Here is an 18,539-nt window from a genome sequence, read left to right on the forward strand (position 1 = left end):
TTGAAAATTCACTCAGGAACGAAAGCATCTTTGTTTAGTCACCGCCATCTAAACAAAGAATATGGAACGGAAAACAACAATTGCAAAAGCCTCAGTAATTCTGCTCTTCTTCCTGGTCTTTTCTGCCGCCCGGGCACAGGAAAGTCAAAACACGATTTTGAATGGTTTTGAATCCGGCAACTACACGGTTTATAAGCTGGGTGAAAAAGGGAAGTTTGAGAAAGTTGGGAAGCCATGGCCGGTAGTTATCACCAAACAGGGCGGCAACGTAAGTGAGGTGCTGGTAAAACGGTCGGGCATTCTCGATGAGCCCTTTACTCCGGATGTGCCTGGCTATCCTGCCTACTTTGCCTTCAAAGACCTCAGGCTTTCGTTTCTCAATGACTATGGCGTTTACTACGAGTGGAATGGCAAGCAGGAAGCTACCACCAAATATGTGCTGGTAAAAGAAGGGGGCAATTTTAACCTGGATCCAGGAGCCATCAACAAGCTGGTAGCTGCCTACGCCACAGCCACCTTTAAAAACCAAACCAGCGCCAGGGACAATGTGAAAGCCGAGAAAGCTGAGCTGGCGGAAGCAGAGCGCAAAGCAAATTCGCTGGAAGAAAAAGCTGTCGCCAAAATTGAGATTCAACTTACATCGCAACCTGCAAAAGTGGCCCACTTTAGTGAAGCCATCAAATACGGTGTCGTTGCGACGCTGAAGGATGGCTCAACGCTCAAGACACCCAACCTGGGAGGAAAAATACCCTGGGAAGACTTCGAGCTGGCGCACAAAGGCTGCAGTAATACCATCGACGAGGTACGGGTGGATGTGGACGCTTCATCACTAACCGACGATGTTGTTTTGCTCCAGATTACTTCCGTCTACCATCCGTCGTTAAAAGCGTCACTGGCCATCAATACGACCAATGATGTGAGCGTTCAGGTGAGCCAAAATGGTTTCTGGGGCAACGAACGTCATCAGCATATGACCGTTTTTCAGGGAGTCGATGGGCAGCATGCCGGCAATGGCGACGACCTGGTGATCAAAGTGCAGGCAGTACGGCACAAGAAAACAGGTGCCAGCCTCAACAAGATCGAAATCTACAATACCACCAAGGCCAAAACCGTCGCCCACTATAAGCTAACACCTGATACGCCGCTCATAGTAAACGCCAAAGGAGGTCAGGGAATGAACGGCAGCAAAGGTCGCCAAAGTGAAACCGCTGGCGGTAATGGTGGCAATGGCGGCAGCGGAGGCAGTGTTACCATCATCAAAGATCCCTCAGTGGCATCATTTAACATCACTATCAACAATCAGGGGGGGAAGGGTGGCAATGGAGGCCCGCCTTACTACAACACCGGCATTAAAGGCAACGATGGAAACCCAGGTGCAGACGGTTACACCGACACAAAAATCGCATCAGTAAATCTGAATTTTTAATAACCAATAAATAAGAACCAACATGAAAAAGTTAATTCTATCAATGGCACTGCTGGGCGTCTTTGTCCTTTTCAGTGCACAAGAAGCGCACTCCCAACTGGCTGGTGCACTGGCAGGTAAAGTGGGCAAAGGGAAGGGCGGCAAAGGCGGCGGAGGTGGATCATTTACGGCATTCAACGATGAAACCGATGCCATGGGCGTCACGGGTGAGTACTTCGGTTTGAGTGATGGCAAGGCTTATGGCCTTCGGTTTGTGAAAGAAGAAGGCGGCAAAATGGTGAATAAGATTCACTACTTCGAGAAGAAAGGTGATGAACCACAGTTGAAGCTCGATTTGAAAGAAAACTACTATACCAAGCACCAGGTGAAGCTGTTTTACTTCTGGATCTCAGCAAGTGCCTCCGGTTATGTTGAGCTGGTGGAAGTCGACCCGGGCGTGATAGCACAGATCAAGTCTGACCGCAGCTATAACGACGGGCCTGTTGGCCTCGACGCCACCCGCACAGTGGTGGATGTTTATGCCAAAGACAAAGCCAGTTTTGATACCTGGGATGTGGAAACTGCCCAGGCCAAAGTAGACATGCTGATTGGTAGCCTGAAGGCTGAAGAGAGCGAGAAAATCAAGAAGAACCTGATGAAGTTTGAATCTTATGGTGGCTATGTAGGCAAAATAGCGTTCGCCAAAGGAACCAACTACCTGCGCAACCAGAGAGAAAATGAGCCGGTAGAAAAGGTCGCCAACTTTATCACCAAAGCGGAACTTGGTTCAACGGTGGCTTATAAGCCTTATTTTGAAATGCCACTGGAAGTGTCGCACCCAGGTGCCTGGTTCAACATTACTTACGAAATGCTTGGTGAAACTACCGATAGAGAAGTGCTGAGAAAGACCAGTTCAGTGTTCTCTGAGAACATTCCACAGATAGACAAAGACAAGGGAATCTTTTACTTCCTGTTTCCAAGGGTCACCGTCGACAATTCTTCAAATTCTGCTGACTACGCCTTCCTCGAACTTTTGAGAAAAAATCAGGAGAAGCTGAAAGTGGGAGATGTTTACGACCTCAAAGTCACTATTTGGGCGTATAAAGACGGAGCAAATATTGACCCGGTAGCGTCAGGCACTATTCAGCTTGAATACACCAAAGAAGCTACAGGCACCAAGAAGCTATTGTTTGATCCGGTAGATGGTTGGGTGTCCAAGCTTGAGAAAGTATTAGACTAATTGGCGTTTAACACGGGAAAGTTAAAACCAACTGGCAAGTGCTGGTTGGTTTTTTTGTTTTATACCATTCTGGTGGAAAATATTCATTGAAGTCACTGAAATGGCAATTTCCCAGAATGGAAGGTAGGTGTTGAAATGCCGGATAATGCTTAACTTATCCTACGTTTTAGTAAGAGATGAAAATAGTTAACACACAACTGTCCGACCTGAACCTGATTTACCACCTGTTCGACGAATCAATCAGGTATCAGGAAGCAAAAGGCTATCCGGTCTGGCGCAACTACGACAAGGGAGCGATCATCAGAGACATCGAGCAAGGCAATCAGTACAAGGTGGTTGCCGGAGCCGATCTACTTATTGTGTTTAGTGTGGCCTATTCTGACAAGCTCATTTGGAGAGCCATGGATCAGGGTGATGCTGTGTATCTGCACCGTATTGTGGTGAACCCAGTTTTTAAAGGACAAAGGCTCTTTGGCCACATTGTGGATTGGGCGAAGAGCCATGCCAGGCACAAAGGTCTTAGCGCTGTAAGAATGGACACCTGGGCAAACAACCCTACCATTGTCAACTACTATCAGGGATTCGGCTTCACCTTCGTCGAGAACTATATTACGCCCGATAGTGAGGAGTTGCCTGTCCATAACCGGAAGCTCGGGCTGAGCTTATTGGAGCATAGGTTGTAGCGTTTTGGTTAAGATATTTCTCGTAATTATCGTATCTTCCCTTTGGAACCAACCGGTTACAATTATTTCCAGTTTACTCATAACTTATCCACCATGAAAAGTACTTCAATTAGAGTTTTCGGACTTTCAGTCCTTTTTGTTTTTGCTGCACTTGTTTATGCCCAGGCGCAGCCAAAAAGCCCCAAAATGACCGCCAATGGAAAGGTTGGCGATGCAAACATTACCATAGAGTACAGCAGCCCTTCTGCAAATGGCAGAGAGATTTGGGGTGGACTTGTGCCCTACGGCAAGGTTTGGCGAGCAGGAGCCAATAATGCTACCACCTTTGAAACCGACAAAGACATCATGGTAGGTGGTAACAAACTTGCCAAAGGCAAGTACAGCATCTACATCATTCCGAACGAAAAAGATTGGCAAGTGATATTCAACAAAGAAGTGGGGCAATGGGGTATTAACAGAGACGGCACCAGTACCAGAAAGCCAGAGAGTGATGTTTTTATAGTAAAGACTACACCGACGGCAGCCGACATGCAGGAGTCGCTTTCTTATGCGGTGGCCGGAGATAGCTTTACCATCGCATGGGAGAAACTGAAAGCGTCAGTACCGTTAAAATAGGCTGCGTTTTCTACTCATACAGAATACCCGCTGGCTTGTGGATTTTGAATCTTCACCAGCGGGTATTTTTTTGAGGTTTGCTTTGCTGCTCCCGCATCTGCCTTGTTGCTTAGGAAAGACTGATGAATCAGGTAATAAAATACTGTTGATCCCCTTACTCATTAGATCAGTTTTCGGAGGTGTCAAATAGCTTATTGGCAAGCACTTGTTTCTTGCTTTCCAGCGGAATTGTGATTGTAACAGAAGTACCTTCATTGGGCGCTGACTCAACTTCTATCGAACCGTGTAATATATCAAGCTGTGCTTTTACGAGGTACAGGCCTATCCCACGCCCCGCCACGTGTGTGTGAAATCGCTTGTAGAGCTTAAATAGCTGTTTTTTGTAAAGCTCAGCGTCAAATCCCAGCCCATTGTCGGTGATTTGTATGACTGCACTGGCGTCTACTTCCCAACTTTTTGCTTTTACCACCAGGCTTCTGTCCCACGACTGGTACTTGATAGCGTTGCTAAGCAAATTATGAAAAATGCTTTGAATCATAGACTGAACAGTGAATATCTCTGGCAGCGTCGAAAAATCGCTTTCAATTGTCTCATTCCCTGTGAGGCTTTCTTTCAACAACCGAACACTCTCCTGCCACTCCTTTTTCAGATCGACAGGCTCACGGTAATGACTGGGTGTCGTTCTTAGGTCCAGGAGCTGCCCTAAGTCTTTAATGATTTGATCCAGGTCTTCTGCCGTGGTGCCCATTAGGCCGATCAGCTCCTTTGAACTTGTGTCATTCTGCTGTCTGCTTGCTAAATCGGACAAGCCGAGCAACCGGGCCACTGGCCCACGAATATGGTGAGAGACGGTATACGAAAACTGCACCAGCTCATTGTTATATTTAACAAGCTCCTGGTTCGTTTTCACAAGCTCGTTTGTTTTTTCTTCCACTAGCTGTTCGAGACCCCGGTTAAGCTCGCTGATCCTTTCGTTGTTAGCGGCCAGCTCTTCCGACTGCACCTGAATGCGCTGGTTTTTTTCCACAATAGTGAAGTGCAATGCCTTGATTCTTCTATAGAAACGATAGTAGGCAACGGCCACAAAGCTAAGCAATGCGAGGCCGGCGAGTCCCACGATCAGAAGCAGAAACTGCTGATCCAGCTTCGATTTCTGTAGGGCAATCTGATTGTCAGCCAACAGCTTTTCTTGTTGCAATGCCTGGATATCCCTATCTCGCTGATCGATCTGATGCATTTTTTCAAGGTTGGCGAACTTCCTGCTTATATCAGATTTATGCAGCGAATCCTTTAACTGACTGGCTTTCATGGAGTAGGCCAGAGAGGCTTCGAATTGCCCCTGAGCTGCCAGCAGATCCCGCCGGGTGTTGAAACACATAATCAATATCTCATTGGCTTCTGTCAAACCGCAATAGTATTCGGCCTTGTTGAGAAAGTGAGCCGATTCTTTGAATTTTTTTAGCTTAAAATAAGCATCTGCCATGCCCCAATTAACTTGTGCGAGACTGTAGTCTGACTGGGCTTCATCCGCCAGCTCAAGACTCCTGCCATAATACACAAGGGCTTCTTCATACATCTTTTGCTTCACCCTGAGATAGCCCAAATACATCATGGCATCGCTGCTGCCCCTTTTGGCGTCAACTGCCTGAAAAACATTGAAAGCTGAGTCCAGATTGTTTTGTGCCTCGTCAAACCTGCCTAATTCTGTTAGCGTAGCGCCCTTAAGTAGAAAAGCCGTGCCGATTTCTGCTTTCAGTTGGGTGTCAGTTTGCAGAGCTATGACTTCATCGGCCAGCACCACGGCTTGAGGGAAATCACCCAACCGATAGTGAATCCATCCCATGGTGGTGATAATGCTGCGAACTTCTGCATTGAACCCACGCAGCTTGCAGAGTTCAAGGGCAGGATACAAATGATCAAGGGCCAGTTCGTATTCAGCTCTATGGGCAAATTCAAGACTGACGTCCATTTGCAGGGTGACATATTTGCGGATGAGTGACTTTTCCAAAAAATAGCTACTAGCGGAATCCATGAGTACCATTGCGTCGTCCACGTTGCTCTTTTTAAACAAGATCAACCCTTTGATATGGAGGATGTCGTAACGGCTTTCTTCATACTCATTGGCACTGGCTGCAATCTTTTCCGCATCTGAAAGAATGCTGTCTGCGGCACCTACATTATTGTTCCTGATGTTGTTATTCGCCTTTAGCAGAAGGGCTTCAATCAGCAATGCTTTTTTAGGCAGTCTCCTGCGTATGGCAATGGCGCTGTCGAGGTATGTTTGCTGCTGGTCAATTTTGTGCTGTTGCCCGTAGGCAGCACTCATATTACGGTAAATTTTCGAAAGGGTGGCAGGATCTGACTCATCGCTAAAAAAGAAAAGGGCTTTATTGAAGAAATACAAAGCTGAATCAGTGGCAACTTCTTCCAGCGACAGATTGCCAAGCTGGAGAAACGAATAGCCTGTATTTTTCCTGTCTCCGATCTGCTCCGACAGCCGAAGGCCCTTGTGTAAGTGAACATGGGCGGGAGCAAGAAAGCCGGAGAGGTATTCATTAACACCTTTGTACGTATAGGCTACGGCTTCTCCCTTACGATAGGCAATCTTCTTGCTTAACTCAATCGCCTGTCCATTATATAGTTGTACTTTCTCATTATCGACAGTGATAAACTCGTAGGTGAGCTGATTGAGAACATCAACTTTTGCTTCATTTTTTGACCTCGTCAATACCTGCTCAAGGCTATCGGTCGTCGATAGCTGGCTTAGGCTCATGCTGCTGATGCACAAGAAAAGACACAACAAAATGAAACATCTAAAAGGAGGCATTGATTGAACTAAGGTCGGATAGATCGAAGTCTCTTCTGATCAAAAGTCATAGCTTACCCGTGTCAGAAGATCACTTTATAATACAAGTTTTTAATGATATATCATAAACCAGGCGGCTTCGAAAATGTTCTTGAATGAGCCAACGGTTAGGAGATAGTAGGTGCAAAATAACATAAATGAACAGTCATAGTCAAAAACATTTAGAAGGTATTAAACTGATTTTCAGCACTTTTAGTTGATTGAAAAAACTAAAGAGGAGGGAGGGAAGAAGGCCAAATTTGTGGATTGGGTTTGTTGTGCCCGGCAACACCAATCCATCTGGTAGCAGCAATCTACAGATCCACATTTGACCATTATTTTTTACAAATTTCCCCTTGCTTAGGTATCAGGTTCTGGTTCGAATGGGGTTCGGCTAACTTCCATAATGCGTGGGCATTGGGTTGCTGGTGAAAACAATGTGAAGTCTCCCTATTTATAGCTATATTCCTGATGTATGCCGGATAGTGAATACCCTACCCTGAGCTGGTGACGCTCAGCACAAACATCGGAACAGCTATGATCGATTTTTTGAGCTTTTGCAACAGGCTTTCCCCACTCGATAAAGAAGCGTCCGACGATTTGCTGGAGAAACTAAAGAGCCGGACAATTGAAAAAAATGACTTCATTTTGAAACGGGGAGAGGTATGCCGTCACCTGTGCTTTGTCGACGAAGGACTAACCAAAACATTCTTCACCAGCGAAGACAAAGAATTCGTCATGCGCTTCTTCGCCGAGTATTCCATGCTTACCGTGCTCGACAGCTTTGTGTCCGAAATGCCATCGAATTATGGAATGCTGGCATTGGAAAAAACGAGGATTACCTGTATCAGCAAGCCTGACCTGGAGCAGCTTTGTGCCAAACACCACTGTGTGGAGACTTTTTTCAGGAGACTGGTGTCGATGGCGGCGGCAAATATGATGAAAAGGGTGAGTGAAATGCTGGAAGATAACGCTACTGCCCGCTACAACCACTTTGTAGCGAATGAGGGGCAGCTCCTGCAACGGATCAGTCTGGGTGACCTTTCCAACTATTTGGGTGTCACACAAGTAACCCTCAGCCGTATCAGGGCCAAGAAGTGATTTTTTAACATTTGTAAAAAGACGGCTCAGCTTTTCTTCGAAAGTTTGCATCAACCAACTTTTTACAACCATGCAAACATCAAGTACTTCCAGAATTTTTAGCCTGATCATCGCCCTTGCCTTTTGTATCATCATGCCAGTGGTAGGATATTTGAAAATAGGCCTTCCACCTGTCGTTATTATTGGTAGCTCTGCCACCGTGGGCTTCTTGTTTTGGTATTTCACCTACCTTAAGAATCCCACTGACCCTAAGATCATTTTGCCATTGTTTTTGCTCACCGTGGCCGGCCTGCAAATCCACATCATTGAAGAGTATGAAACGGGCTTTGCCCCAGCCATGAGTCGGCTTTTCGATATTCCCTGGACAGAGAGAAGTTTTTTGATCGTTTTCTCTCTTGTAGGGCCGACTATCTACACATTAACTTCGCTGGGCCTTTATTACCGGGTGCCGCTGGCTGGCTTTATCGCCTGGTTCATCTTCATCGGGCCAGGTGTGGCAGAATTTACCCACTATGTCTTTCCGTTGCTGACGCCCAGCCTGGAGCCTGGCAATGTGAGCGACATTACCCAAACCATTCATGGAGTGGAAGTAGCAGACATGCCCAACTACTATTACAAGACAACTGGCAGCTACTACTTTTCAGGTATGTGGACGGCCTTCCTGCCAATGATACCGGGCATCTATTCGATTTACAGGCTGATGAAGGAGCATAGACTCCAGACGAAGTAGTGGACTTGCTGGCAAGCATATGTGCCGTACCTACGGCACTTGGCGAAAAAAAGACGTTACATGGTGAGCTTACCGGTGTGTCGTCCCTACGGGACTGAGCAGCGGTAGCTCTCCTGTGGGGTTTTGCAATTCCCATTAAGCCATAAAGTTTGCCTCAGTGCCACCATAGCCGTCTTGACAAGTCCCGTAGGGACGGCATCATGGTGGCTTGGATGGTGGCAGCGAGGCGGAGTGCCGTAGGTACGACATATAGAGGTAGGCATAGACAATTTGATCAGGTTGATATTTGCAACAGAAGTAAGGCAAGCCCCAAGAATTTATCAGTATATTTCTGGAGCACATCATGTATATAAACAGCAAATCATACCTGATACCTGACAATGGAAGAAACGGAAGAAAGCGAAATAACTGATAATGAAATTTTTACCGCCATATGGACATCGCCCCGGCAGGTGTTCAAATACATCAATGACAATCATTATGAAAAATATATGACGTTGCTGCTAGTACTCGGCGGGATAGCCTCAGCTTTCGACAGGGCTTCAAGCAGAAACATGGGTGACACACTGTCAATTGAAGTGATCATAGGAATTGGCGTGGTTGCAGGGGGACTTTTTGGTTGGATATCGTACTATATATATGCCTCACTACTTAGCTGGACGGGTGGGTGGTTGAATGGTAAGGGCAGTTCAAAATCCATTTTGAGAATGTTGTCTTATGCTTTGATTCCAATCGTCATATCAGTAGCGTTTATAGTGCCTCAAATTGCTGTTTATGGTGTTGATATTTTTAAATCAGATGGAGATGTGACAAGCGCTGGGCTACTAGGGAATATCGTCTTTTATGTGTCTGCACTAGCGAAAGTTATCCTATCTATCTGGACGTTGATTCTTACAGTGATAGGGATATCAGAAGTTCAGAAGCTATCCATTGGGAAAGCCATTTTGAACTTGATTCTGCCAGCCGTTATAATTATCGTGCCGATCCTGATCATTGTGCTAATCGTCACATGATGGTACATATACATAAGGCAGGTATAGTATGAGGAAGTATTTTACTGTCGCCGCCTTCTTAAGTTTAATGTGCAAAGTATCATTTTTGCTTGCCCAATCAGTCGATGGAGATCGGTTCATTGAAACTGCATTGAAGGTGCAGAGACTGGATCCATGGCAGACACAAATTGCTTTGAAGGAATCAAAAGATGTTTCCGACTACTTTCTATTGCTACCAAAACAATTGTTCGAAGGAGAGGTGGGGGTAGGAGATGACACAGAAGAATTTCGGTTATCACTAGTCAATGAAGGTAAGGGAAGAATAAATGTGGCCGCTGGATACGTTGAAGTGGCATCGGGATTTAAGCTGGTGATGGCATTGTTCCGGAATAGAGTAGATAAAGTAGATGTCATCGCAGTTGCCATAGGGTGTGGAGTGCCACCGGTTCAGTTTTGTGACTATGGGTTTATTGAGTTTGATCCTCAATCCAAAAAATGGACTTTTAGTGACGTGTTTCCATGGACAGATTTCAATAGGAAATGTGAAGCGATCAAAGCAAATAGAAGTAAGCTAAATGGAAGCATAGAGCCATTTATTCCTAACATTGTTTTGCCAGACTTAGGGACAACGATCAACGTAGTAGATGCATGGGATACAAAGAAAGAGCCAGTTTTTAAAGTGGTTTGGAATGGTGCCCGGTTTGAGGTGCAGTAGGCCGGATTTTACTGAAGAAACGCCCATAAGTACAGTATCTTTCACTTTTTATTCCGGTACAAAATATGAACACCAAAATTATCATGACACTGGCAGCAGTCATATTGGGGACTGTCGGTATTGCGCTGACTTTTATGCCTGACGCCTTATTGAATTATGCCAATATGGAGGAGAGCGAGACCGCACTATTGCTGATTCAAATTTTAGGGGCTTTGTACTTCGCTTTTGCCATGCTCAACTGGATGAGCAAAGGCAGCCTGATAGGAGGGATATACAACCGGCCAGTAGCCGTAGCCAATATGACTCACTTTCTGATTGGCGGACTGGCCCTGGTGAAAGTGCTGATGTCAAACCCAAACGCTTCCCACCTTATCTGGGTAACTGGGGTCATTTACGCAGCATTTGCGGTATGTTTTGGTATTATTTTGTTTCGACATCCGCTTGCAGAGTCGAAATAGGAAGGTGGGGACGCTGATGGTGGCATTAAAGGGGGGGGTGAAACTTCTGCACCGACAGCCTTCATGTTACGAGACAGAAAAGGCAGGTTCGTTTATATCAGGGAAGGCTTCGGTAAGGAGGAGATCATCAAGGTGATTGAGGGAAATTTGTGAGAGCCTTCAGTTTTTACAATAGATAAAGATAGAAATGGCTGTTTGGTGCCGCCTAAAAATAGGGGACATAGGAAATAGATTGGTTGATATTTTTTTTTCATTTATAGTCTTGAATAAATATATTTAAAGCAATCAACGAAAATCTCCATGAATACAATCTTGTCAATCTTTTTACTCCTTTGGACGACAATCGGAAACCCAATTTTTGATTCAGGCAAATCAGAACAAACCGTTTATTTTTTTTGCCATTCTAAATTGATTGACGTTTCGCCGGGAGAGCGACAACATGTAGTGGTAACGGGTGTCTATTCGAAAACGGCTAGCGACGAGCAAGTTTGGGAAATGGTTTCAGAATGGACAGATTTTGTAGAGAACGAGTTTGAAAAAGGCCGACGCCGGACGTCCGATTTAAATCACTTCAGGACACTGGAGGAAGCAGAAGCACACTTGGAGCAACGGTTGGTAAAAGACCTTGATGGGAATAATACCTTTGTGGAAAAGGTCACTTTTGAATTTGACGTTAAATAGCCTAAACGATTGAATTTTCCCATTTGCCAGAAGTTTAGTCGCAGCACTATCTTGTAGTGCTGAATATCAAGCTCTAGGGTTATTTCAGTTAGAACGCATACCACAACAGATACACCTAAAAAGGGCTGGCGAGCGTAACTAAAAGGTTAGGGATTTCCAATAGTTACTTGTCAACAAAACACTGGCATTACACAACCGCATATGAGCTTCCTCAAGGCAGAATGGAGAAAACTGGCTATTGCGAATTACGCAATCGATCCAAAAGTATTGGCCAGACATATTCCACCCAAAACTGAATTGGATTTGTGGAACGGTACCTGTTATGTCAGCCTTGTCGGCTTCATGTTTTTGAACACCAGGCTACTTGGAATACCCATTCCATTTCATCGCAACTTCGAAGAGGTAAATCTGAGATTCTATGTCAGATTTAGTGACAAAGGTGAGTGGAAAAGGGGAGTAGTTTTTATAAAGGAAATTGTTCCTAAGCCAGCGCTGACTTTTGTAGCGAATACAGTTTACAAGGAGCATTACCAGACCATGAAAATGTCTCATGATTGGGTCGAGCACGAAAATAGCAGAACTGTAAAATATTGTTGGTCTCTAAAGGGTGAAGAGAATGTGTTTTGGGTTAAAGCAGCTCTCGATCCAACAGTTATTGCAAGGGGTTCAGAATCTGAATTTATCACTGAGCATTACTGGGGATATACAAAGGCCGGGAAGAATTCATCTCTTGAGTATGAAGTAACTCACCCAAGGTGGGATTGTTATGAAGTTTCTGAATACAAGATAGACGTCAACTTCGGATTGGTTTATGGAACTCAATTTGGTGAGCTCTCCAACTTCGAACCTACATCCGTTATGCTCGCCGAAGGGTCTGAAATAACTGTTGAGAATAAAAGGACGATATAAGAGGGTCCGTACCATAGTATCTTTGAACGAGTATGAATTCTGAAACACAAATTGTTCGAAAGCTTGATCTATTTCTACACTATCCTTCGATATTGCTCTCCTTTTTCTACCTATTCTTTGTCCTGTATCTTTTGAAAGTATCGTTCGAGTATCAATCGGATATTATGTTCGATCTAACGCCAGTTCTCCTTACACTAGGCGCATTAGTCATCCTTTCTTTTCAAATTCCAGGCTGGGTCAACTTCGTCAAATTCTTTAGAAATGAAAAGAATTTGGTCATTATGATAGAGCGTGGCCACGGGCTAACGGTTAGAGGCCAATTGATTGAGAGAAAAGAGATCAAAACAATTATGCATTTTAAACACATTATCCGCAGAAGAGGCGCTGCGTTTGATCTGGAGTATGTTGCAATTATGCTTAACGCCAAAAAAGCATTGCCTATTGTTATTTCTGAACTGATCGTCAGCCCAAATGAACTGATCGAACTCTTAGACATAAAAGATAAGTGCGTTGTATCCGAGAAAAGGTTTTACCACTTCGTTTAGCCTGTTGGTTGTCACCCCACCGGCAATCTCACCACCATCTCCGTAAACACCCCCTTTTCCGAATACACATGGATGCGGCCCTTGTGTCGGTAAATGATCTGCCGACTGAGGCTTAGGCCTATGCCCGAGCCGTCCTTTTTGGTAGAAAAGAAAGGAATGAAGATTTGCTCCAGCTTGTTGGCGTCGATGCCACTGCCATTGTCTTTGATCGCTATGTCAATCCATCTGTCTCCCGGTTCAAAGCGCCAGGTAATGAGTGGGTCATCGCTTCCTTCCAGGGCATGAATGGCGTTTGTCAGCAGGTTGATGAACACCTGCTCCAGCAGTTTGCGGTCACCTTGAATGGTCAAGTCGGTACTTTGCTCAGGCATTTGCACCTGAATGCCGGCTTTTTGTAGTTCTGAAGCCATCAGCAGATTGATGGAGCTGATCATGCTTTTCACCTCAATAGGCGTCGGCTGCAGCTCCGGCACCCGGGTAAACTTGCGGTAGTCTTCCACAAATTGCAGCAGGCCCTTGCTGCGCAGTTGTATCGTTTCGAGCGACTCCACCATGTCCCTGATGGTTTCGTCCGTCAGGTCAGCCACCTTTTTGGCTTTGCCATTGGGCTGCTTCAGCACCATGATCATGGTTTCCGTCAGCGACAGGAGGGGAGTCACCGAGTTCATGATCTCGTGGGTGAGCACCCTGGTCAGCTTGATCCAGGCTTCCAGCTCTTTCTGGTCAATCTCGTTGGCAATGTCCTTGATGGTAAACAGCCGGATGCTTTTGTCGATCAGCTTGAAGGCATAGAGCGACACGCTGAGGTATTTTTTGTTGCCGTTGATGGTGATCTCCAACAATCGGCTTTCCCCATGGCTGAGCTGCAGCAGCTTGGTTAGGGCCTCTGAGTTTTCAGTCTTCAGGTTTTTCCAGTTGGCCACATTCGGAATGTCAAGCAGGGTTTGGGCTTCGGGATTGATGAGGTCGATGTGCTCTCGTTCGTTGATGGCGATGATGCCCGTGGGGATATGCTCCACAATGCCCTGCAAATACAGGTACTGTGCCTGTCGGGAGAGCTCCGACGCCTGAATGGTGTTAAGAATGAGATCGAAGGCTTTGTGAAGCCGTTTTTCAGAAGGATCGATTTTGTCCTGCCGAAAGCCGACGGTGAAGTCCCTGGTTTCTATGGCTTGCAGAAAGCGGGTAAGGTTGTCGTTCGTGCGGCGGATAAACCGCCACAGATCGCTAATTTGGAAAATCGCCACAACCGCCAGTACCAAAGGGGTATATATCAGTTCAAACTGCGTGAATGAGTAGGCAATTGCTACCAGCGTTGCCAGCAGCAGGCAAGTGCGGATGGTGAGCCACAGAAGGAATCTATTTAATACCATACTTCTCCATTCTGCGGTAAAGGGCCAGCCGGTCGATGCCCAGCTCCCTGGCTGCCCGGGTCACATTGCCCTGGTGTTTTTTAAGTGCTTCGTTGATGAGCTTTAGCTCGTTCTCTTGTAAGTTCAGCGTTTCCGGTGGTGAGTCAGCAGCAGTCGTTTTAGATGGGCTCAGGTCAAAATAGTTGATGGTCGAACCCTCGGCCATGATCACCGCCCGCTCCATGGTGTGCATCAGCTCCCGGATATTGCCGGGCCAGTGGTGATCGGTTAGCTGCTTGTTTGCCACATCAGAAAGCTGTAGCGCTCCCTTCCTGTATTTTTTGGCAAAATGGCTGATGAAATGACTGGCCAGTAAGAGGACGTCGTCCCGCCTTTCTCTCAGCGTGGGCAGGGTAATTTCAATGGTATTGATGCGAAAGAGCAGGTCTTGCCGAAACTCCCCGTCGGCAACCATTTGTGCCAACGGCTGGTTGGTGGCGCTGATCAGCCGGAAGTCGATGGGGATGGGTTTATTGGAGCCCAGTCGGGTGATGGTTTTTTGTTGCAGCGCAGTCAGGATTTTGGCCTGAGAGGCAGGGGAGAGGTTGCCTATTTCATCAAGAAAAAGGGTGCCACCTTCGGCCAGTTCAAACTTGCCTGGCTTGTCTTCTCTGGCGTCAGTGAAGGCTCCTTTCACGTGGCCGAACAATTCGCTCTCAAATAGCTTTTCGTGCAAAGAACCCGTGTCTACCCTGAAAAACACCTGGTTGTTACGGGTGGAGAGGCTGTGCAGGTAGCGGGCCATCACATCTTTGCCGGTGCCGTTCTCTCCCAGCAGCAGCACGTTGGCATCCGTCGGCGCTACCTTTTTGATGGTCGCCAGCACTTGCTTGAATGCAGGCGAGTGACCAATGAGTTCTTCCTCCAGCAGCTTGCCACTCTCGGTGATGTCGGTGCTAATCGCTTTGTACTTCTCCGCATTTTTTTCGGCGGCTTTCAGCTTCAGTGCATTCTGGATCGTGGCCAGTAGTTTCTCGTTCGACCAGGGCTTCACCACAAAGTCAGCGGCGCCTGCTTTCATGCCTTCCACGGCCAGGTTGATATCGCCGTAGGCAGTGAGCAGAATAACCTTGAGAGACGGGTCTTTGGCCAGCAGATTGGTCAAAGCCCGCAGCCCTTCCTCGCCGGTGTTTTCTCCCCGCTGGAAGTTCATATCGAGCAATACCACATCCGGATGGAACTGCTCCATCAGGGCAAGTGCCTCGCTGGGATGCACGCTCGTTTTCACACCCTCATAGTGATGTTTGAGGAGCATCCGGGCTGTGGTAAGTACGTCCCGGTCGTCGTCTACAATAAGTATTTTGGATGGGTGAAGGGGCATTTGGCGGCTAGTAGTTATTTGATTTTAGTTAATAGTTATTGGGCAACGGTGTTCGTTTTTACGGTTATTGCGAGGCACAGGTGAAATTACTTATTGTGTGAAATTACTCCCGTGCCGTGGCAATCTTTCTGTTAAATACAGATAATTAATTTTGTCGTCACCTCCAATAGATTGCCACATTCGCTCACCGATCCGGCACATTGATCTTCAGGATCTGGCTCACTCGAAATTAACGGTATCAGCAGTATGCTATGACGTCACGAAAGAAACTGTATCAAAAACAAACACTTTTTTGTAGCAAAACCAAACACCTAATCCAACTATATTTTCATACTATATTCGTAACAAACTGACAATGAGTAGTTTAAACTTAATGGCACAACATTTTCTTAACTGGCTGGCATACTATTAACTTTAGCACCATGTTCAGAAACTATCTCATCACAACCATTAGAAGCTTCCGCAGGAACATCAGCTATATGCTGCTCAATGTTTTTGGTCTGGCATTGGGCATCGGGTGCTCCCTCGTTATTTACAGGGTGATCACCTATGAGCTCAGCTATGACAGGCACCATGAGAATTTTGACCATATATACAGGGTAACAAGGGCCGATCATCAACCCGACAAGATAGAATACGGTTCAGGCGTCCCACACCCGCTGGGTAGTGCTCTGCGGGAAGACTATTCTTTTATAGACGAAGTAGCAAAGGTCGATTACCAGTATGGAGCGATTGTAGCTTCGTGGGAAGGTGATGTGCAGCTTCGCAGGCTCAACGAGGACGTGGGTATCGCCTACGCTATTCCTGGATTTTTCAAGGTTTTTACTTTCGAATCTATTTCGGGTGACCTCGCCAAAGGCGTGGAAGAGCTCAACTCGGCTGTGATTTCTGACGAATGGGCAAAAAAATATTTCGACCTGACCGACGCTACGCTGGAGCAGGCCATAGGCAAGCGGTTGACGATTAATTCAAAGCTATCCATTACGATCAAAGGTATTTTCAAGGCGCCTCCTAAAAACAGCGATTTCCCCTTCCATTTGATCATTCACTACCATAACCTCAAGGACATGAATCCTTATTATGAGGATGGTACGAGATGGAATAGCACCAGTAGCTCAACCAACTGTTATGTGCTGATTAAGAACGAAACCGATAAGGCGCAACTGCTGGCGTCTTTTCCTGAGTTCGTTAAAAAGTACTACGACGAAGACGCTGTGGAAGAGCTGGAGTTTGGTTTACAGCCGTTGTCCGACGTGCACTTCAATGGCGAATATGAAAACTATGGCGACCGCACCATGGATATGCGACTGATCATGGCACTTGGAGTGGTAGGACTGTTTCTGATCATCACTGCCTGTATCAATTTCACTAACCTGGCGACGGCTCAGGCAGTAAAAAGGTCTAAAGAGATCGGCATCCGTAAGGTAATGGGTGGCCACCGTGGGCAGCTTTTGCTTCAGTTCTACAGCGAAACCTTTATCATTACTGCTATTGCCGCCCTCATTTCTCTGGCCATTGCAGAGCTATTTTTAATCCAGCTGGAGGACATTTTGGGCTACAGGCTGTCTATCAATTTGTTGGGGAATCCACAGATGTTGACGTTCCTGGTGCTGGCAGTGGTGAGTGTTACCGTGCTGGCGGGATTTTATCCATCGCTCATTCTGTCGAAAATGAACCCTGTGCTTGCCATCAAAAACAAGATTACTTCTGACAGGCACACCGGCGGGCTTTCGCTCCGAAGAGCGCTGGTAGTCATTCAGTTTGCCATCAGCCAGGCTTTGATTATCGGGACCATTGTGGTACTCATGCAAATGCGTTTTATTCAAAGTCAGCCACTTGGCTTCGAAAAAGACGCCATCATCAATGTATATATCCCTGATCAGGAACATCCGCAAACACTTGAGACCATGCGAAACAGGCTGCTGGGTGTCAGTGGGATTGAGGCCGTTACTTTCTCGCTGGGTGCACCACTTGCTGGCAGCAACTCGAACTCTAATTTCAGTTATCCCGATGGTGGCGTTACCGATCAGTACAGCGCCAACTTCAAAATAGCCGACGAGAACTATATCGATTTTTACGGTCTGCAACTATTGGCCGGCAGGAGCATCAGGCCATCCGATTCTCTTAAAGCGGTTGTCATCAACGAGCAGGTCATGCACATCATGGGCATCGATAATCCAGCCGAAGCAATTGGCAAAAAGCTAACAACTGGCTTCAACGGAAACAAAGAGGTGGTAGGAGTGCTAAAAGACTTTCACATTTTCTCTCTTCACTCCGAGCTCAGGCCTGCGATGATTATTTACTACCCTGGTGCATTCTATGAAATGGGAGTTAAGCTTTCCACTACAGGTGATGCGGTGGCAAAAATAGATAACCTGGTAGCTGAGGTCGACAAGGTATGGAGCGAGACCTACCCGGACTTTATCTTCGATTATGATTTCCTCGACAAGCAGATTGCCGACCGCTATCAAACGGAGAAAAATGTCAGCCAGTTGTTCCTTATCTTTTCAGGCATCGCCATCTTCATTGGTGGTCTCGGGTTGTACGGGCTTATTTCCTTCCTGGCCAACCAGCGGGTCAAAGAAATTGGTGTTCGTAAAGTGCTGGGTGCCAGCATGGGCGAAATCATCTTTATTTTCAGCAAAGAGGTGGTTGTGTTGCTGGGTGTGGCTTTTGTGGTTGCAGCGCCGCTTACCTACTGGGTGATGCGGGGTTGGCTCGATGACTTTGCCTATAGCACACCATTTAGTCCGGTGTTCTTTGTATTGGCCATTAGCGTATCTCTTGTTATAGCACTGGCAAGCACTGGCTACCGTTCGTTTCTCGCTGCCCGGGTCAATCCAGTCGAATCATTGAGGTCCGAGTAATCATTTTTCACCTCTTAAAA

At 46.3% G+C, this 18,539-nt stretch carries 16 protein-coding genes; 13 read left to right on the top strand and 3 right to left on the bottom strand.

Annotated features, from left to right (window positions below; genetic code table 11):
• The first annotated feature begins 61 nt into the window (after window positions 1-61).
• The 4 genes from RT717_RS10290 (at window position 62) to RT717_RS10305 (ending at window position 3,943) form a co-directional block, all read left to right on the top strand.
• Window positions 62-1,426 (top strand): hypothetical protein, encoded by a 1,365-nt coding sequence (locus RT717_RS10290; RefSeq protein ID WP_317491650.1) that lies wholly within the window; start codon window positions 62-64, stop codon window positions 1,424-1,426.
• Between the two features lie 22 nt (window positions 1,427-1,448).
• Window positions 1,449-2,645: a hypothetical protein gene (locus tag RT717_RS10295; RefSeq protein WP_317491651.1), complete on the top strand. Its 1,197-nt coding sequence runs from the start codon at window positions 1,449-1,451 to the stop codon at window positions 2,643-2,645.
• A 176-nt stretch (window positions 2,646-2,821) separates the two neighbouring features.
• Complete coding sequence (locus RT717_RS10300) at window positions 2,822-3,328, top strand: GNAT family N-acetyltransferase (protein WP_317491652.1); 507 nt, start codon at window positions 2,822-2,824, stop codon at window positions 3,326-3,328.
• A gap of 93 nt (window positions 3,329-3,421) precedes the next feature.
• The gene (locus tag RT717_RS10305) at window positions 3,422-3,943 is read left to right on the top strand and encodes a DUF2911 domain-containing protein (protein ID WP_317491653.1); all 522 of its coding nucleotides are present in this window, start codon (window positions 3,422-3,424) and stop codon (window positions 3,941-3,943) included.
• A gap of 166 nt (window positions 3,944-4,109) precedes the next feature.
• Here the strand turns inward: RT717_RS10305 and RT717_RS10310 are convergent, their stop codons facing one another.
• On the bottom strand, window positions 4,110-6,716 hold the full coding sequence (locus RT717_RS10310; RefSeq protein ID WP_317491654.1) for a tetratricopeptide repeat-containing sensor histidine kinase: 2,607 nt from the start codon (window positions 6,714-6,716) through the stop codon (window positions 4,110-4,112).
• Window positions 6,717-7,325: 609 nt separating this feature from the next.
• On the opposite strand from RT717_RS10310, the gene RT717_RS10315 reads away from it, so the two are divergent.
• The 8 genes from RT717_RS10315 (at window position 7,326) to RT717_RS10350 (ending at window position 12,919) form a co-directional block, all read left to right on the top strand.
• Window positions 7,326-7,889: a Crp/Fnr family transcriptional regulator gene (locus RT717_RS10315; RefSeq protein ID WP_317491655.1), complete on the top strand. Its 564-nt coding sequence runs from the start codon at window positions 7,326-7,328 to the stop codon at window positions 7,887-7,889.
• A gap of 70 nt (window positions 7,890-7,959) precedes the next feature.
• Window positions 7,960-8,619, top strand: coding sequence for a hypothetical protein (locus RT717_RS10320; protein WP_317491656.1), 660 nt, complete (start codon window positions 7,960-7,962; stop codon window positions 8,617-8,619).
• A gap of 380 nt (window positions 8,620-8,999) precedes the next feature.
• On the top strand, window positions 9,000-9,632 hold the full coding sequence (locus tag RT717_RS10325; protein WP_317491657.1) for a Yip1 family protein: 633 nt from the start codon (window positions 9,000-9,002) through the stop codon (window positions 9,630-9,632).
• 28 nt (window positions 9,633-9,660) lie between these two features.
• The gene (locus RT717_RS10330) at window positions 9,661-10,326 is read left to right on the top strand and encodes a hypothetical protein (RefSeq protein WP_317491658.1); all 666 of its coding nucleotides are present in this window, start codon (window positions 9,661-9,663) and stop codon (window positions 10,324-10,326) included.
• A gap of 65 nt (window positions 10,327-10,391) precedes the next feature.
• Window positions 10,392-10,784 (top strand): hypothetical protein, encoded by a 393-nt coding sequence (locus RT717_RS10335; protein ID WP_317491659.1) that lies wholly within the window; start codon window positions 10,392-10,394, stop codon window positions 10,782-10,784.
• Window positions 10,785-11,084: 300 nt separating this feature from the next.
• Complete coding sequence (locus RT717_RS10340; RefSeq protein ID WP_317491660.1) at window positions 11,085-11,465, top strand: hypothetical protein; 381 nt, start codon at window positions 11,085-11,087, stop codon at window positions 11,463-11,465.
• Window positions 11,466-11,666: 201 nt separating this feature from the next.
• Window positions 11,667-12,374, top strand: coding sequence for a YqjF family protein (locus RT717_RS10345; RefSeq protein WP_317491661.1), 708 nt, complete (start codon window positions 11,667-11,669; stop codon window positions 12,372-12,374).
• 164 nt (window positions 12,375-12,538) lie between these two features.
• Window positions 12,539-12,919 carry a hypothetical protein gene (locus tag RT717_RS10350; protein ID WP_317491662.1) on the top strand — a complete coding sequence of 127 codons (381 nt, stop codon included), beginning with the start codon at window positions 12,539-12,541 and terminating at the stop codon, window positions 12,917-12,919.
• Between the two features lie 11 nt (window positions 12,920-12,930).
• Here the strand turns inward: RT717_RS10350 and RT717_RS10355 are convergent, their stop codons facing one another.
• Window positions 12,931-14,292 carry a sensor histidine kinase gene (locus RT717_RS10355; protein WP_317491663.1) on the bottom strand — a complete coding sequence of 454 codons (1,362 nt, stop codon included), beginning with the start codon at window positions 14,290-14,292 and terminating at the stop codon, window positions 12,931-12,933.
• Window positions 14,279-15,652 (bottom strand): sigma-54-dependent transcriptional regulator, encoded by a 1,374-nt coding sequence (locus RT717_RS10360; RefSeq protein ID WP_317491664.1) that lies wholly within the window; start codon window positions 15,650-15,652, stop codon window positions 14,279-14,281. The genes RT717_RS10355 and RT717_RS10360 overlap by 14 nt, the downstream gene beginning before the upstream one ends.
• A 422-nt stretch (window positions 15,653-16,074) precedes the next feature.
• Here RT717_RS10360 and RT717_RS10365 point away from each other — a divergent pair, with 422 nt between their 5' ends.
• The gene (locus tag RT717_RS10365) at window positions 16,075-18,519 is read left to right on the top strand and encodes an FtsX-like permease family protein (protein WP_317491665.1); all 2,445 of its coding nucleotides are present in this window, start codon (window positions 16,075-16,077) and stop codon (window positions 18,517-18,519) included.
• Window positions 18,520-18,539 lie beyond the last annotated feature (20 nt).

It is taken from the genome of Imperialibacter roseus (assembly GCF_032999765.1).
Classification (GTDB): domain Bacteria; phylum Bacteroidota; class Bacteroidia; order Cytophagales; family Cyclobacteriaceae; genus Imperialibacter; species Imperialibacter roseus.